A 16016-nucleotide genomic window follows, 5' to 3' on the forward strand; every position below is an offset into this window, starting at 1 on the left:
GCTGTTGGCTTGTCAAGGGCGCATCCACCATTTGACTACCGTCGATAGTGAAATGGATTCGACGGTAGTCAAATGGTGGCTTTGCAAGATCGATTAGCAACCATTTGACTACCGTCGATTTTCGACCGTTGCGTGTGGGGTGGTGCTTTCCGAATGGGGGCGCTTACAAGGGATTCGCGTGCCGCTGACGGGTTGAAGACAGCCGCGTGGCGCGCTTCCAGAGTGGGAGCGCAACTACGTGGGACTCGTGCCGGCTGCAAAAGTGCTCAGTTGAAAGACGGCCGCGAGCGGGTGGCGCTGCCCGAGTAGTAGCGCTACTACGCGGAACTCGTACCTACTGCGACAGCGCTCAGTTGAAGGCAGCCGCGTTCGCGGGGCACCTTCCGAGCAGAAGGGCAACTACGCAAGACCCATGCCTGCTGCGACAGTGCTCAGTGGGAAGACGGCCGCGTTCGCGGGGCGCCTCCTGAGTAGGTGTGCAACTACAAGGGACTCGACGGCGCTCAGTTGAAGACGACCGTGCGGCGGCCGTGCACCAGCACCCGGCCCTCCAAGTGCCAGCGCAGTCCGCGGGCCAGGACCACACGTTCGATGTCGCGGCCCTGGCGCACCATGTCGCGGACCTCGTCGGCGTGGTCGATGCGGATCACGTCCTGTTCGATGATCGGGCCCGCGTCCAGTTCGGCGGTCACGTAGTGGCAGGTGGCGCCGATCAGCTTGACGCCGCGGGCGAACGCCTGGTGGTACGGGCGGGCGCCGACGAAGGAGGGCAGGAAGCTGTGGTGGATGTTGATTGCCCGGCCAGCCCAGTGCTCGCAGAGTTCGGCGGGCAGCACCTGCATGAAGCGGGCGAGCACCACCGCGTGCGGGTCGTGCGCGTCGACCAGGTTGCGCACCTCTTCGAAGGCGGGGCCGCGTTCGGCCGGATCCTTGGGGAACGGCACGTGATGGAACTTGACGCCGTGCGCCTCGGTCATGCCCGCCAGATCGGGGTGGTTGCCGATGACGGCTTCGATGGTCGCGGGCAGCTCGCCCGAGGCCGCGCGGCCGAGGAGGTCGTGCAGGCAGTGGCCGTCCTTGCTGACCAGCAGGACCGCGCGGCGGCGTTCGCCGGTGTCGTGCAGCTGCCACTCCGTCGCCGCGCCGAGCCGAGCAGCGACCTCGGTGAAGCGCTCGCGCAGTTCCGCGATGCCGAAGGGCACCGTCGAGGCCTTGATCGCCTGCCTGGTGAAGAACCAGCCCGTTTCGGTGTCCGAGTGGTAACCGGCCTCCACGATCGACCCGCCGAACTCGGCGATGAACGAGGTGATCCCTGCGATGATGCCGGGTCGGTCCTGGCAGCCCAACGTCAACACGAAACGGCGATCGTCCGAGGCGGATGGAGCGGAACTCATCGACCCATCCTCCCAGGCGACGCTCCGCACGCTGCACCAGGACCGGTTGTTCCGCGATACCGCTGCTCGGATGCCCAGGATTCGCCCGGCGTGCGGTCGCCCGGGTGCCGGTCCTACGCACCCGCGGTCTCCGGGTCGCCTGGCCAAGTTTGCGGGTCCGGGTCGGGCGCACGCGGCGTGTCTTCGGCGTCGGCCGGGCGGTGGGCGATTTCGCGGGTGCGGGTCGGGCGCACGCGGCGTCTCTTCGGCATCGGCCGGGCGGTGGGCGATGTCGGCTGGCGTGCTCGCGGTGGCTTCGGCGTTCTCCGGATGCGGTCGTGGGGCGTCGGTTGCGCGCACCCGCGGTGGCTCCGGTTCGCCCGGTGCAGTTTTGTGGGTGCGGGTCGGACGCGCCTGCGGTGGTTTCGGTGTCCGCCGGGCGCGGTGTGCGGTGCGGGTCGGCGCAGCCTACGTGGCTCCAGTGTTCGTCCGGGCGCGGGCAATCGGGATGCTCATCCGGTGCGGAAATCGCGGCAGCCGATGGCTTTCGATCGGAATGCGGGTGTTCGGCCGCGTGCAAGTATTCGCGCTGAAGGCAGCCGGTTGCAGGTATTCGCACGGGCTGTCGACGGGCGCCGTTGAGGCTGCGCCGACCATGGCCCGGCTAACCGCCGGGAACCCGGCCCTGATGCGAGTCGCCAGATGCGCGCCGTTACCGCAAGGCCGCAGCCGCGGTGGTTTCGTTGTGCGTCCAGGGCGCGGTTGTCCGTACTACTCACGGTGGCTCCTGTTCGCCCGGCGCAGTTTTCTGGGTGCGGGCCGGACGCGCACGCGGTGGTTTGGTGTCCGCCGTGTGCGATTACGGCCGGGCACAGCAGCGGTTCGCCGGGTGTGCGTTGCGCGGGCTGGGACGGGCGACGGGCGTACCCGACGTGTCTTCGGTGTCCGCCAGCGCGGTTGTGTGGTGGCGGCCAGCGGGCACGCGGTGGTTTCAGTGTTCGCCGAGTGAGGTTGCGTGGCACCGGTCGGATGCACCCTCAGGGCGGCTCCGGTTCGCCCGGCGCAGCTATGCGGGTGCGAGCCGGATGCGCCCGTCGTGGTTTCGGTGTCCGCCTGTGTGCGATTGCGGTCGGGCACAGCAGCGGTCGCTCCGGTTTGCCGGGTGTGCGTTGCGCGGGTCGGGACGGGCGTACCTCCGTGTCTTCGGCGTCCGCCAGCGCGGTTGTGCGGTGACGTCGGGCGTGCCCGCGGTGGCTCCGGTTCGCCCGGCGCTGCTATGCGGGTGCGGGCCGGATGCGCCCCGTCGTGGTTTCGGTGTCCGCCTGTGTGCGATTGCGGTCGGGCACAGCAGCGGTCGCTCCGGTTTGCCGGGTGTGCGTTGCGCGGGTTGGGACGGGCGACGGGCGTACCCGACGTGTCTTCGGTGCCCGCCAGCGCGGTTGTGCGTTGATGTCGGGCGTGCCCGCCGTGACTCCGGTTCGCTGACGCCGCTGTGCGGGTGCGGGCGGGAAGCGCCTGCGGTGGTTCGCCATGCGGCAAGAGTGAAGTCGTGCGGTGCCGGGTCCGCGGTGGTTTCGGCGTTCGCCGGACCGGTCGGATTCATCCCGCGGTGGCTCTGGTTCCCCCGGCGCAGTTTTGCGGGTGCGGGCCGGACGCGCACGCGGTGGTTTGTGTCCGTCGCGTGCGATTACGGCCGGGCACAGCAGCGGTTCGCCGGACGCGGCCCTGTGGCTTCGGCGTCCGTGGGGCGGTGTGTGGTGTCTGTCGGGCGTGCCCGCGGTGGCTCCGGTTCGCTGGCTCAGCTATGCGGGTGCGGGCGGGACGCGCCTGCGGTCGCTTCGGTGTTCGCCGGCCTGCGGTTGTGTGGTGCCGGCGAACACCCGCAGTGTCGTCGCGGGCGGTGTGGCGTGGGACCTCGTCGATGCGCGCTGCCACGGGCCGAGGTGACCGCGCCGCGATCGGAAATCGACGGGAGTCATATGGTGGCAAACCAAGATCGGTTGACCACCTTTCGACTACCGTCGAATCTATTTCTCTATCGACGGTAGAGAAATGGTGGTTGGGGTGGGCGATGGAGGTCGCCGGTCGATCACAAGTCGTAAAACGGTTCGGCGTAATGGAATTCGCCGGTGATCTGGGCTTCGTAGGTGGTGAGCGGGCGGACTTGGAAGTGGGAGGACCAGTCCGGTTCGTCGGGGGCGATGCCGAGGCGGGCGGCGGGGACGAAGCCGAACCTGGGGTAGTAGTCGAGGCTGCCGAGCAGGCCGATCAGCGGTTCGTCGAGCGCGTCGGCGGCGCCGAGCGCGGCGTGCATCAGCGCGGAGCCGACTCCGGTGCCCTGGTGCTCGACGTGCACGCCGAGCGGTCCGAGGCCGAGCGCGGGGAACGGGCCGACGGCGGCGCGGGTCAGGCAGACGTGCCCGATCACGGTGTCGTACTCCACGGCGACCAGCGAGAGGGTGGGGATCCAGCCCGCGTCGCTGCGCAACCGCGCGACGAGATCGACCTCCGGTGGTTCGGCGGGTGGCGCGGCGGCGAGTCCGCCCGTGGCGGCCTCGCGGGCGTACAGCGCGTTGAACGCGCTGCGGTGCACCGACGCGACAGCGGGGGCGTCCTCGGCGCGTTCGCGACGGATCAGCACAGTGTCGTCTCCTCCCGAACGAGTTGGGCCATCCGCACAACGCTCGTCGGATGGGCGAGCTTCCCGAAGCCCGTGAATCCACCGACAGATACGAGTGTGCGGTACGCGTCGCCAGGCACGCAACGGAATTCGCCTCGCGTGTGCCAGACTCTCGAAACATGGCAGATTCCGCGTCGCTGAGCAGGGCCGAAGTGGCCGCCGTCATCGATCACACCTTGCTGGCGCCGGAAGCGACGCCCGCCGAGGTCGCCGCGCTGGTCGACGAGGCGCGCGCGCTCGGGGTGTACGCGATCTGCGTCTCGCCGTCCATGCTTCCGGTGCGCGCGCCGGGACTGGTGGTCGCCACGGTCGCCGGATTCCCCTCGGGCAAACACCATTCGCTGGTGAAGGGCGCGGAGGCGAGGCTCGCGGTGGATCAGGGCGCGGCCGAGGTCGACATGGTCATCGATGTCGGCGCCGCGCTCGACGGTGAATACAACGCCGTGCTCGCCGATATCGTCACGGTGCGCGAGGCCGTCGGGGATCGCGCGGTGCTCAAGATCATCATCGAATCGGCCGCGCTGCCGGACGAGGCGATCGTCGAGGTGTGCCGCGTCGCCGAGCGCGCGGGCGCCGATTTCGTGAAGACCTCCACCGGATTCCATCCCGCGGGCGGCGCGAGCGTGCATGCGGTGCGGTTGATGGCGGAGACGGTCGGCGGGCGGCTCGGGATCAAGGCCAGCGGCGGCATTCGCACGACGGAGGCGGCGGCGGAGTTGATCGCGGCGGGCGCGACGCGTCTCGGACTGTCGAAATCGCGTGCGGTGCTGGAGGGTTTCCCCGCCTGAGCCCCTGCCGCGAGGGAAACGGCAGGGGCCGACGCTCTTTCGCGAACGCATAACGCGGGATCAGCAGCGCACGTCGGCGTTGTTCTCGGCGGCGGGCAGTTCCGTGCGACCACCCGCGAGCTGCGCGACGATGCCGTCGTCGGTCACCTTGATCTCGGTGGCCTTCAGGCCCATCGGGTAGCTCTGCAGGCTCTGGGTCATGATGTCGACGATGCCCTCGACCAGGTCGGTCGGCAGACCGATGCCGAGCAGCTCGGCCGACTTGGTTTGCACCTCGACGGCGCCGTTGCGCACCTCGGGATGCACCTGGAGCTGAGCGAGTCCGCCGAGCACGTCCAGCGTGATCATGCCGGTCGCCGACGACGAGCGGACCCCGCTGACCAGGCCGCCCAGAGACTCCTGGATGCCTTCGTTGCTCCAGGTGACGTCCGCGGAGGAACTACCGACGGTGCCGCCGCCGTTGCCGCTGTTCACGCCTTCGAGATCGTTGAACTCGGCGTGCACCACCATGCCGACGGCGGGACCGAATTTGTTGTCCTTGCTGTCCACGGTGACCGAGGAGAGTTTCCCGTCCACCCAGGTGATCAGCATCGGCTTGGCGCCGAAGCCGACATCGATCCGAGATCCCATCTCTTTCTCGAACTGGCTGCTGATGCAACGAGAGACGGCGTGGCGCGCGTACGCTTCGCCGCCGACCAGGACGGCGGCCAGCAACGTGGCGACCACCACCAGGGCGATCACCAGCGTGCGCCTGCTGACGGACAACTTGGTGGGCGGCTTCGTATTCATGCGGACGATTCTTCACGACGTTTCTGTGCGGGTTCTGTGGCCGGGTTGTGGGTCTCGAATGTGACATGTGACACAGAATTCGGGCGTAGCCTGGTCTGCATGGCTGGCGATGCGGCGGGCCGCGCACCCGAATCCGTCGATCAAGGGTGGCGTGTGCTGCGCAGGCTGGCCGGTCGGCACGCCGGATTCTTCACCACCCGCCAGGTGCTGCGGACGGGGTGCGAGGCCAAGGTACGGGCCGGGCTGGGGGATGGATCGGTGACCAGGGCCGGTGTCGGGATGCTGCGGCTGACCGAATGGCCCGATGGTCCGCTGGACGAATACGCGATGTGGGCGGCCTGGTTCGACGGCGCCGCGGCGGTCTCGCACCACAGCGCTGCCGAGTTGCACGGCATGGGCCGGTTGCGCCCACGTTTCCTGCACCTGTCGGTCGGCGCGGGACGCCCGCCCGTGACCCCGCGGCTCGTGGTGCTGCGCCGCCCGCTGATCGGCTCGGACGTGGAATCGGCGGGTGCGTTCCTGGTGACCACGCCGGTGCGCACCGTGCTCGACCTGGCCGAGGCCGACATCGGGCAGACGGCGCTGAACGAGGTGGTCGGCGACGCGGTCGCCATCAACCGGTGCGCGGGCGCGGAAATCCGTTCGGCCAGCGTACGTCTGCCGCCGCGGGCCGCCGCCAGGGTGCACCGCGCGCTCACGGGATTGTGAGGCGCGCGGTGAGTGCGGTCATCCGTTTCGGCTATGAATTCGAGGTCCGTCCGGTTTTGCCGGGCGCGTAATCGTGGCAGGGTGACTGATCATGGGGTCGGTAGGTGCGGGTAGGTGGGATCTCGTCTTTCCGTCCGGAGCGCCCGATCGGGTCGGTGACATGTTCGCCACCGCCGTGGTCGCCGACGCCGTGCGCCGCTACGACGCCGATCTCGCGCAATGGGTGGAGACCTGCCGCGACTGGTCGCGCCAATACCGCCCGGTGTTCCGCGGGATGACCGCGCTGGCGGCCAGCTCGCCCGACGCGTCGGTGGGCAGCGCGCGCGAAGGGCTGCGCGCCGCCCGGAACCTGCTGCGCTTCGTCACCGGGTACACGGTGGAACCGTTGCACGGTGTGGAGATCGCATCGGTCGCCGCCGACGGACCGGATACCGGAACGGCGCGCGGCACCGGGAAATCCGCACGGCGCCTGGAAGTTCCGTTTCGCGGCGCCGTGCTCGCCGAGGAGTCCTTGCAACGCGAGCTGACCGATTGGCGGCAGCGCGGCATCGTGGAGCCTGGTTTCGCGGCCGCGGTGGAACGGGTGATCGATCATCCGGAGTGGTTGGCGCTGCCCGGATTTCGGGTCGTCGTCGCCGGTGCCGGTGAGCTGACGCCCTTGCGCCCGCTGCTGCGCTGGGGCGCCGACGTGCTCGCGGTGGCGCGGCCGGGACCCGCCCGCTGGCGCGAGTTGGTGGGGGAGGCCGAAGCCGGCGGGGGCGTGCTGCGCTATCCGCTGGTCGACGGGCAGCCCGGTGCCGACATCACCACCCAGTTCCCAGCGCTGGTGCACTGGATTCGAGAACACCTCGGCGGGGACGCTTTTCCGGTGTTCGGCGGCTACGTCACGCGGCGCGGCCCGGGCGGTGTCCGGCTCGCCGTCGCCCTCGACCTGCTCGCCGCCGATCTGCTCGCCGCGCGCCCCGACACCGCGCTGGCCGGAATCGGATCGCCGACGGACTGCTACGCCGTGCCGGAGTCCGTAGTCGCACAGGCGCATTCGCGTCTACACGGACGCGGGGCGCGCGGTTTTGCCCAAGACGCGCTGCGCGTACTCACCCGATCCGCGCTGTATCGGCCCAACTACCGGACCCGAGTCACCGACGCCGCCGGCGCGTGCTGGTCGGTCGCCGACGCGCTCTTCCTGCCGCAAGGTCCGAATCACGTTCTGGCTCAGCGGATTCTGCGCTGGCGCGCGATCGCCGCATGGGACGCGGGGCACATCGTCTCGTACACCGTCGCGCCGCCGACCTGGACCCGCGCGGTTCGCGCCCAGCGCTCCCTGGCCGCCGCGTATCGCAGCGCGCACCGCTTCGGCATGGAGATCTTCGAACCCGACACCGCGCGCACGCTGCTCGCCGCCAAACTGGTCGCCGACCTCAACGACCCGGCACCGGCCGATCCGAATCCCGAATCGCTCTTCGCGAGCGGCGCCGCGCACGGCGGGCTCTGGTCGCTGCCGTTCGAGCCGCGCTCCATCCTCCCCGTCGCCATCGCCACCGGACAGCTGCGCGGGCTGCTGCACCGCGACGAAACCGTTCAGTGACGCGGCGCGACCACCGACCACGGCACCGACAGCACACAATCCCGCATCCGCCTGCGGTACTCCCGCACCGGAAACCCTTGCGCACGTAGCTGTTCCGCGGCGGCGCGCCAGCGAACCCGCGGACCGAACGGAGCGAGCGGCGCGGCGTGCGAGTACGCGCGATCGGCTGCGGTGAGCAAGGCGTGGATCGGTTCGCCGGGCACATTCCGGTGGATGAGCGCCTTCGGCAGCCGCTCGGCGATGTCGGAGGGCCGCTCGACGGTGAACGGATCCCACGCCAGCGTCAGCGAGAGCGGGCCGGAGCGGTCCAGTAGTACCCAGGCGCTGCGGCGGCCCAACTCGTCACAGGTGCCGTCGACCAGCAGGCCGTCGGGAGCCATGGCGGAAAGGATGGTCGACCAGGCGTCCGGCACGGCCGACTCGGGATACTGGCGCAGCACGTTGAACGCGCGCACGAGCACGGGACGCAGACCGGCCAGCTCGAAACCGCCCCTGGCGAAGGTGACGCCGTCGCGACCGGGCACCACCCGATCCGGATCGATCTCCAGACCCACCATCCGCAGGTCCGGCCGTACCCTGCGCAGCCTGCCCGCCAGCTCGAAGGTGGTCCACGGACTCGCGCCGTAACCGAGGTCGACCACCAGCGGATCGGGCGCCGCCGACAGGCGCGCGGTGACCAGCTCGTCGTGCATCAGCCAACGATCGCTGCGCCGCAGCCGGTTGACGCCGGTGGTCCCCCTGGTGATCGTGCCGATAGGTCTGCTCAGCTGGTCGGGTTTCGCTCTTCCAGCCACTTCACGGTTTCCTCGGCCTCGCCGCGGAACAGATCGACGAGGTTCACCAACATCAACTGCTCGAGGCGCGGACCCACCATAGGGATGAACACCTTCGCCTCCGAGGAGAAGCGCATGGTGCAGCCGGTCTCGGTGGGGAAGAGCTTGATGGTGCCGCCCAGGCTGCCCGGCCCGGCCGGAATCGAGGCCGAGAACTTACCGACGGTCTCCTCGCCGTTGTACGGGCCCCAGCTCTCCTTGCGGGTGATGATCATGTCCTTGCGCATCACGGTCTGCGCGATCTCCGGCAGCATCTCGCGCGGCAGGGTGTGATGCAGCACCACCTCGATCCCGGAATCGCTCACCTCGAGGCTCGTCACCTCGTTGCCCGGCGTGTACTTCCGCATCTCGGCGACCCGCGCGTCCCAGTACTCACGGGTCGACAGCGCCTCGTACAGCTCCTTGGTGGTGTGCAGCGGGTAGCGGGCGGAGTAGTCCAGTCGGCGTGCCATTCGGCAAAGATTACTGGGTGGCGGTCGGCACCCGATCCTCAGTGCTGGGACAGCCAGGTGTTGGTGAACTCTTCCTCCGACTGGAGAAGTTCGGTGAGACGTTCCTGAATGGCGGCTTCGATCTTGCTGCCGAAGATCGGGACCTTCACTTCGATGTTGCCGTCGACGGTGGCGGTGGCGGCGGTGTCGTCGCCGGTCAGAGTGATGGTGCCCCGCATGGTGGCCGGGGCGCCCTCGACGCGGACATCGAAGGCAGCGGTGTCGCCGGTCCAGTTCTCGGTGCGCGGGATGATCAGGTCGCCGGGGCGCACCGCGGTGATGGCGGGCGGCAGCAGTTCGGCGGCGATGGCCTGCACCATCTCGATGCGCACTTGGTCGCCCTGCACGGTGACCGATTCGAGGCGGGCGTTCGGTCCCCCGACCTCGGCGATGCGGTCCTTCCAGTACTGCTCGTCGGCGAAGGCCGCGCGCACGGCGGCGACCGGGTGGGAGTAGCGGGCCGTGAACGCCAAGGGTGTAGCCATGGTTGGACACGCTACCGTCTGGAGCGTGCGAACTTCACGTGTGGTGGCGACCGATCAGGCGCGCGACGTGCTGGCCGACACCGGTGCGCTGGTGCGCGACGAGGTGCGGCTTGCCGAGCTGACCACGCTACGGGTCGGCGGCCCCGCGCTGGTCGCCGAGTGCGCGTCGACGCAGTCCGTGGTGGCGACGGTGCGCGCCCTGGACGCGGCGGACATCCCGGTGCTGCTGCTGGCGGGCGGCTCGAACCTGCTGATCGGTGACGACGGGTTCGACGGCGTCGTGGTGCGCATCGCGACCGAGGACGTCCAGATCGGCGCGGACGGCGTGGTCGCGGAGGCGGGCGCGAACTGGGACGCCGTGGTCGCCGCGACCGTGGCGGCCGGCCTAGGCGGTCTCGAATGCCTTTCGGGCATACCGGGTTCCGCGGGCGCGACACCGGTGCAGAACGTGGGCGCCTACGGCGTCGAGGTAGCCGATCTGCTGCGCCGGGTGCGGCTGCTCGACCGCGCGAGCGGCGAGATCCGCTGGGTGGAGCCCGCCGAACTGGGCTTCGGCTACCGCACCAGCGTGCTCAAGCACCGCGACGACGCGGTCGTGCTCGACGTGGATTTCGCGCTGAACGCGGGCGGGGCGAGCGCACCGCTGCGCTACGGCGAACTGACCAGGGTCCTGGACGCCACCGAGGGCGAGACCAAGCCCGCCGCGGCCGTGCGGGACGCGGTGCTTCGCCTGCGCGCGGGCAAGGGCATGGTGCTCGACGCCGCCGATCACGACACCTGGAGTGCGGGCTCGTTCTTCACCAACCCGGTGGTCCCGCACGCGCGCGTGCCCGAGGTGCGGGCCGCGATCGCGGCACATGTGGGTGAAGTCACGATTCCCACCTACCCGGCCGAGGACGGCGTGAAGTTCTCCGCGGGCTGGTTGATCGAACGAGCGGGCTTCGCCAAGGGCTTCCCCGGCCCGGACGCCGCCGCCCGGCTCTCCACGAAACACACGCTGGCTCTGACGAATCGGGGCGACGCCACCGCCGAGGACTTGGTGGCGCTCGCCCGCACGGTGCGCGACGGCGTGGCGGAGCGTTTCGGCATCCGGCTCGAACCCGAGCCCGTCACCGTCGGCGTCACGCTGTAACCGGACGAAACGACCGGCGCGCTTCGCGACCCGCCGATCGGGTCGTTCGCGAGGCGTAAATTCGATTCGGTGAGCAAGCGTCCCTTCTGCCGACCGGCGGCCGCCGTGTCGGCCGTGCTGATCGTCGTGATCGCCTTGGTGGCCGGTTGTTCCAGTGACAAGCCCGGCGGTGCGTCCGGTCCGGTGGCCGAAGTGACCATGAGCCCAGGTGATGCCGACGAGAACGTCAACCCCGTCGCGCCCGTCTCCGTCACGGTCGCCGACGGAACCATCGCCCAGGTCGCGCTGACCAACGCGGCCGGCAAACAGGTGCAGGGCGAGCTCAGCCCCGACAAGCGCACCTTCCGCATCACCGAACCGCTCGGCTACGACGCCACCTACACGTGGTCGGGCACCGCCGTCGGCACCGACGGCAAGCCGGTCCCGATCGACGGCTCGTTCCACACGCTGGCGCCCAAGAGCACCGTTCCGGCGACGGTCAATATCGGCGACGGCCAAGAGGTCGGTATCGCCGCGCCGATCATCCTCCAGTTCAAGTCCTCGGTGACGAACAAGGCCGAGGTGGAGAAGGCCCTGACCGTCACCACCGATCCGCCCACCGAGGGCGCGTGGGCCTGGTTCCCCGACGACAACGGCGGTTCGCGCGTGCACTGGCGGCCCAAGCGGTACTGGACGCCGGGCACCACCGTGCACGTCGCGGCCCACCTCTACGGACTGGATCTGGGCGGCGGCAATTACGGCTACTCCGACCTCACCTCGGACTTCCGCATCGGCCGAAGCCAGATCGTGTACGCCGACGCGCCGAGCCATCGCATGCGGGTGGTGCAGGACGGTCGGACGATCTTCGATTTCGCCGTCAGCTACGGCCAGGGCAACGAGCCGCGCAATGTGACGCGATCGGGAATCCACGTGGTCACCGAGAAGTACGAGGACTTCCTGATGTCGAATCCGCCGTACTACACCAACGTCCGGGAACGCTGGGCGGTACGCATCTCCAACAACGGCGAATTCATCCACGCCAATCCGGAATCCCTGTCGGCGCAGGGCTCGGCGAACGTCACCAACGGCTGCATCAACCTCTCGCCCGCCGACGCCCAGGCGTACTTCCCGACCGCGCGCTACGGCGACCCGGTCGAGGTCACCGGCACCACGATCCCGCTGTCCGCGGCCGACGGCGACCTCTACGACTGGACCATCGACTGGGAGACCTGGAAGAAGATGTCGGCGCTGGACGGTTCCTCGTCCCCGGTCGTCTCGGCGACACCGATCTCGCCGGGGCCGCCGCGTTAGGTGGTCTCCCCTCCGGCCATCCGCGGCGAGGACGGACTTCATCCGGCTGTGCAGTCGCGATGGTGCAGCCCGCGCGTCGGGCAGGGGCGCTTCGAGTTTCGCTCACCCACGGACCCGCCGGACGAACAAGTGCTGATTCGCGCGCAGACTGTCGGCGGAGCTTCGTCCGGCTTGGGCATACCGGCATCCCGGCCGTGCGCGGAGTTCGTCCGGCCGGTGCGAGCGCGTTAGGTCGGCCTACTGGTGCGAGCTGCCGAGTGTCGGGTCGACCCGGTCCATCTTCGCCAGAGTCTCCGCGTTGTTGGCGGCGCGGGCGTCGGCGCTCTGCTTGGCGAGCAGGTCGCGGATCTCGATGAGCAGTTCGGTCTCGGTGGGCTCGGCGGCCTTGGTGGTGCCGAACCGGTTCTTCAGGGTCTTCATCGGCATGATGAGCACGAAGTAGAGGACCGCGGCGATCATCACGAAGTCGATGATCGCGGTGACGATCGGGCCGACGGCGATGAAGGTCGCGGGTTTGCTGGACACCAGGTGGAAGCCGAGGCCGAGCTCGTTCGCATTGCCGAAAACGGCGAGCAACGGGTTGACCACGCCCTTGGTCACCGCGGTCACCACCGCCGTGAACGCGGTACCCATCACCACCGCCACGGCCAGGTCGATGACATTGCCGCGCATCAGGAACTCTTTGAAGCCCTTGAGCATGAGTCGAACAACTCCAATCCGGTGAAGCCAAGTTTCGGAAAAACGATGCGATGCTAACCGCCACTCCGCAACTCGGCGAATTCTCAGCAAATCACCTGAGCCGGAAATCCCAGCAATCCGGACACCAGCGCTCCCGCTGCCAGGACGGCCGGAATCGACGGGAGTCGAATGGTGGCTCGTCGACCTCGAGATACCGCCATTCGACTACCGCCGGATCCATTTCTCTATCGAGGGCAGTCGAATGGTGGTTGGCGCGACCGGGCCGTGTCGGCGATCGACTCTCAGGGGCGGCGCGCGAAGCGTCCGGGGTCGGCCTGGTCGCGCGGCTTCACGATGATCTGATCCAGATTGACGTGCGGCGGCCGCGAGGCCACGAACCCGACGATCTCGGCGATATCCGCCGCGACCAGCGGATCGATCCCCTCGTACACCTTCGCCGCCCGCTCCGCGTCACCGTCGAAACGCACCAGCGAGAACTCGGTTTCCACCGCGCCGGGCGCGATCTCGGTGAGCCGCACCGGTTTGCCGAGCAGTTCGCCGCGCAGGGTGCGGTGCAGCACGGCTTGGGCGTGCTTCGCCGAGGTGTAACCGGAACCGTTGTCGTAGGCGTGGAACGCGGCGACCGAGGTGATGGTGACGACCAGGCCGTCGCCGGAGTCGATCAGCTTGGGCAGCAACGCCTTCGTGACGCGCAGCGTGCCGAGCACGTTGGTCTCCCACATCCAGCGCCAGTCGTCGAGGTCGGCTTCGCTCACCGGCGCAAGGCCTTTCGCGCCGCCCGCGTTGTTGACCAGCACGTCGACCGACGGAACGGCGTCGGTGAAGGCCGCGACCGATTCGTCCGAGGTGACGTCGAGTTCGAGTGCGGTGCCGCCGATCTCGTCGGCGAGAGTCTTCAGCCGGTCGAGCCTGCGCGCGCCCACGTACACGTGGTAGCCCTGCGCGGCGAGTTCTCGCGCGGTGGCTTCCCCGATGCCGGAACTGGCTCCCGTGACGACGGCGGTGCGATTGCTCATGGGGCGATCCTAAGTGCGGAGCGTTTGCCGGTGTCGCGCGCTGTCGCGCGGATCACCCCGCGCGGATCGTCGGCGGGCGGCCTTACGCTGGGTGGCATGGCACTTCGGGAAGCGGTCAGCGCGGACGGCACCAGCATCGTCTATCGGGTCGACGGACCCGCCGATGGACGGCCGCTCGTCCTGGTACACGGATGGTCGGCCAGCCTGCGTTGCTGGGGCGGCGCGGCCGACGATCTGGCCGGTCGGTTCCGGGTGATCGCGCTGGATCTGCGCGGTCACGGCTATTCCGGCGTCCCGGAGAGCGGCTACGACGATCCCAAGAACTGGGCCGCCGACATCGCCGCGGTGCTCGCGGCCGAGGGCATCGAGTCCGGCGCGGTCCTCCTCGGCTGGTCCTACGGCGGCATCGTGATCAGCGACTACCTCACCGCGTACGGCACCGGCGCGGTGTCGGGCGTCGTCTTCACCGGCTCGATGGCCAATATCGGACGCGACGTACCCGGCGCGGCGACCGGCTCGGCGATGCGGGAGGCAATCCCCGGCGTCTTCGAGACGAGCGCGGGCCGCGCCACCAGGGCCTTCGCCGCGTTCGGCAACGCCAACACGGGTCCGGGCGCGGACAAGGGCGAGGACGCCCAACGACTGTTCGGCATCAGCTTGGCCACCCCGCCCGCGGTGCGCAAGGCGCTGTTCTACCGTTCCGTCGACAACACCGAAACCCTTCGCGCCCTGGACATTCCGGTCCTGGTGCTGCACGGCGACGCCGACCCCGTCGTGCCCATCGACAACGGCCGCTACATCGCCGAGAACACCCCGCGTGCGCGCACCTCGTTCTGGCCGGGCGCGCAGCACGGATTGTTCATCGAGGACCGCCCGCGCTTCGTCGCCGAGGTCACCGAGTTCGTCGAGAGTTTGTAGCGGCACCGGTACCTACAGTTGGCGCTGGCCGGTGCTCTGTCGTTTGCACCGCGCGCGGCCGAGCGGATGGGGAAGGTGTGAACGTCTGGCGCTGCCGGGTGGCGGCTCGCCGTTTGCCGGTGGCGGCCGCCCACTGACGCGCACGGCGGAGCCGAGGTGGTATGCATGGCTGGCGCTGGCCGGGCGGGCAGCCTGTCGTTCGCACCGCGCGCGGCCGAGCGGATGGGGAAGGTGTGAACGTCTGGCGCTGCCGGGTGGCGGCTCGCCGTTTGCCGGTGGCGGCCGCCCACTGAACCGCGCTCGGCCGAGCCGAGGCGGGTGCGCATGGCTGGCGCTGGCCGGGCGGGCAGCCTGTCGTTTGCACCGCGCGCGGCCGAGCCGATGGGGAAAGTTCGCACGACTGGCGTCGGGCGGCGGCTCGTTTCTGGACCCGCGCGCTGCCGGAGCCCGGACGGGGTTCGCGCAGCGGCCGTCTTCAGGCCGGGGGCAGCCCGTCACCGACACCCGGCACCGCCGGAGCCGAGGCAACTACGCACCGCGGGCGCTGCCAGGCGACAGTTCGTCATTGGACAGCGCTGCGGGGACGGGGCGGAGGATCGGAGGTCTGGTCGTTGTCGGGCGGCCCGTCTCCGGACCCGTGCACGGGCGGAGCGCGGGCGGAGGTTCGCATGGTTGGCGGTGTCGCGTGGCGGCTCGTCGTCGGGCCGGGCGGGCAGCCCGTCACTGAACCGCGTGAGGCCGGAGCCGGGGTTGCTAGGCAGCGCGGGCGCTGCCGGGCGACAGTTCGCGATTGGACAGCGCTGTGGGAACGGGGCGGAGGATCGGAGGGCTGGTCGTTGTCGGGCGGCCGGTCTCTGGACCCGTGCACGGGCGGAGCGCGGGCGGAGGTTCGCATGGTTGGCGCTGCCGGGCGACAGCTCGTCATTTGACAGCGCGGCGGGAACGCGGGCGGCGCGGGCGGCTCGGCGGCGTTGTCAGGCGGTGGCCTCTCGCGGACCTGGGTGGTCGTCCGTCATCCAACGCGCACGTCCGAGTGCGGGCGCAGGTACGCGCAGCCTGGCGCTGCCGGGCGGCGGTCGGTCATGCGGACCCGCACACAGCCGAAGCCGGATGTGGAGGTCCCGCACGGGGGCGTTGTCGTGCGGCGGCTCGCCGTTGGGCCGGTACTGAACCGCGCACGGTCGGAGCCAATGCGGAGGTACGCGCAGCGGTCGGCCAAGCGGAGGTAC

General features: G+C 69.7%; 14 protein-coding genes. 6 read left to right on the forward strand and 8 right to left on the reverse strand.

The features are described from left to right. Positions 1-503: 503 nt before the first annotated feature. Both purU and FB390_RS08965 read right to left on the reverse strand, forming a co-directional pair. Complete coding sequence (gene purU / locus FB390_RS08960; RefSeq protein ID WP_141808548.1) at positions 504-1394, reverse strand: formyltetrahydrofolate deformylase; 891 nt, start codon at positions 1392-1394, stop codon at positions 504-506. Positions 1395-3462: 2068 nt separating this feature from the next. Beyond that, positions 3463-4014, reverse strand: a complete 552-nt coding sequence (locus FB390_RS08965; protein WP_141808549.1) for a GNAT family N-acetyltransferase — start codon at positions 4012-4014, stop codon at positions 3463-3465. Positions 4015-4172: 158 nt separating this feature from the next. Here FB390_RS08965 and deoC point away from each other — a divergent pair, with 158 nt between their 5' ends. After that, entirely contained in the window at positions 4173-4841 is a 669-nt protein-coding gene (deoC, locus tag FB390_RS08970) for a deoxyribose-phosphate aldolase (RefSeq protein WP_141808550.1), read from the forward strand. 60 nt (positions 4842-4901) lie between these two features. Here deoC and FB390_RS08975 read toward each other — a convergent pair whose 3' ends face one another. Then, positions 4902-5630, reverse strand: coding sequence for an LmeA family phospholipid-binding protein (locus tag FB390_RS08975; RefSeq protein WP_141808551.1), 729 nt, complete (start codon positions 5628-5630; stop codon positions 4902-4904). Between the two features lie 99 nt (positions 5631-5729). Here FB390_RS08975 and FB390_RS08980 point away from each other — a divergent pair, with 99 nt between their 5' ends. Then, a complete protein-coding gene (locus FB390_RS08980; protein ID WP_141808552.1) occupies positions 5730-6338 on the forward strand; it encodes a hypothetical protein in 609 nt (202 codons plus the stop codon). A 91-nt stretch (positions 6339-6429) separates the two neighbouring features. Then, positions 6430-7923 (forward strand): hypothetical protein, encoded by a 1494-nt coding sequence (locus FB390_RS08985; protein ID WP_141808553.1) that lies wholly within the window; start codon positions 6430-6432, stop codon positions 7921-7923. On the opposite strand, the gene FB390_RS08990 is transcribed toward FB390_RS08985, so the two are convergent. Genes FB390_RS08990 through FB390_RS09000 form a run of 3 tightly spaced genes read right to left on the reverse strand, consistent with a single transcriptional unit; the run spans position 7917 to position 9732 of the window. Continuing rightward, positions 7917-8717 carry a class I SAM-dependent methyltransferase gene (locus FB390_RS08990; protein WP_141808554.1) on the reverse strand — a complete coding sequence of 267 codons (801 nt, stop codon included), beginning with the start codon at positions 8715-8717 and terminating at the stop codon, positions 7917-7919. The two genes, FB390_RS08985 and FB390_RS08990, sit on opposite strands and share 7 nt — an antisense overlap. After that, complete coding sequence (locus FB390_RS08995) at positions 8687-9208, reverse strand: DUF2505 domain-containing protein (RefSeq protein WP_141808555.1); 522 nt, start codon at positions 9206-9208, stop codon at positions 8687-8689. The genes FB390_RS08990 and FB390_RS08995 overlap by 31 nt, the downstream gene beginning before the upstream one ends. A gap of 38 nt (positions 9209-9246) precedes the next feature. Further along, the gene (locus FB390_RS09000) at positions 9247-9732 is read right to left on the reverse strand and encodes a DUF2505 domain-containing protein (protein WP_141808556.1); all 486 of its coding nucleotides are present in this window, start codon (positions 9730-9732) and stop codon (positions 9247-9249) included. A gap of 25 nt (positions 9733-9757) precedes the next feature. Here FB390_RS09000 and FB390_RS09005 point away from each other — a divergent pair, with 25 nt between their 5' ends. Both FB390_RS09005 and FB390_RS09010 read left to right on the forward strand, forming a co-directional pair. Further along, the gene (locus FB390_RS09005; RefSeq protein ID WP_246123930.1) at positions 9758-10864 is read left to right on the forward strand and encodes a UDP-N-acetylmuramate dehydrogenase; all 1107 of its coding nucleotides are present in this window, start codon (positions 9758-9760) and stop codon (positions 10862-10864) included. 69 nt (positions 10865-10933) lie between these two features. Further along, positions 10934-12154, forward strand: coding sequence for a L,D-transpeptidase (locus FB390_RS09010; RefSeq protein WP_141808558.1), 1221 nt, complete (start codon positions 10934-10936; stop codon positions 12152-12154). A 237-nt stretch (positions 12155-12391) separates the two neighbouring features. On the opposite strand, the gene mscL is transcribed toward FB390_RS09010, so the two are convergent. Both mscL and FB390_RS09020 read right to left on the reverse strand, forming a co-directional pair. Next, a complete protein-coding gene (gene mscL / locus FB390_RS09015) occupies positions 12392-12853 on the reverse strand; it encodes a large conductance mechanosensitive channel protein MscL (RefSeq protein ID WP_141808559.1) in 462 nt (153 codons plus the stop codon). A 281-nt stretch (positions 12854-13134) separates the two neighbouring features. Next, the gene (locus tag FB390_RS09020) at positions 13135-13869 is read right to left on the reverse strand and encodes an SDR family NAD(P)-dependent oxidoreductase (RefSeq protein WP_141808560.1); all 735 of its coding nucleotides are present in this window, start codon (positions 13867-13869) and stop codon (positions 13135-13137) included. Between the two features lie 96 nt (positions 13870-13965). On the opposite strand from FB390_RS09020, the gene FB390_RS09025 reads away from it, so the two are divergent. Further along, positions 13966-14787 carry an alpha/beta fold hydrolase gene (locus FB390_RS09025; protein ID WP_141808561.1) on the forward strand — a complete coding sequence of 274 codons (822 nt, stop codon included), beginning with the start codon at positions 13966-13968 and terminating at the stop codon, positions 14785-14787. The last annotated feature ends 1229 nt before the right edge of the window (positions 14788-16016 follow it).

This window comes from Nocardia bhagyanarayanae (assembly GCF_006716565.1).
In the GTDB taxonomy this organism is placed as follows: domain Bacteria; phylum Actinomycetota; class Actinomycetes; order Mycobacteriales; family Mycobacteriaceae; genus Nocardia; species Nocardia bhagyanarayanae.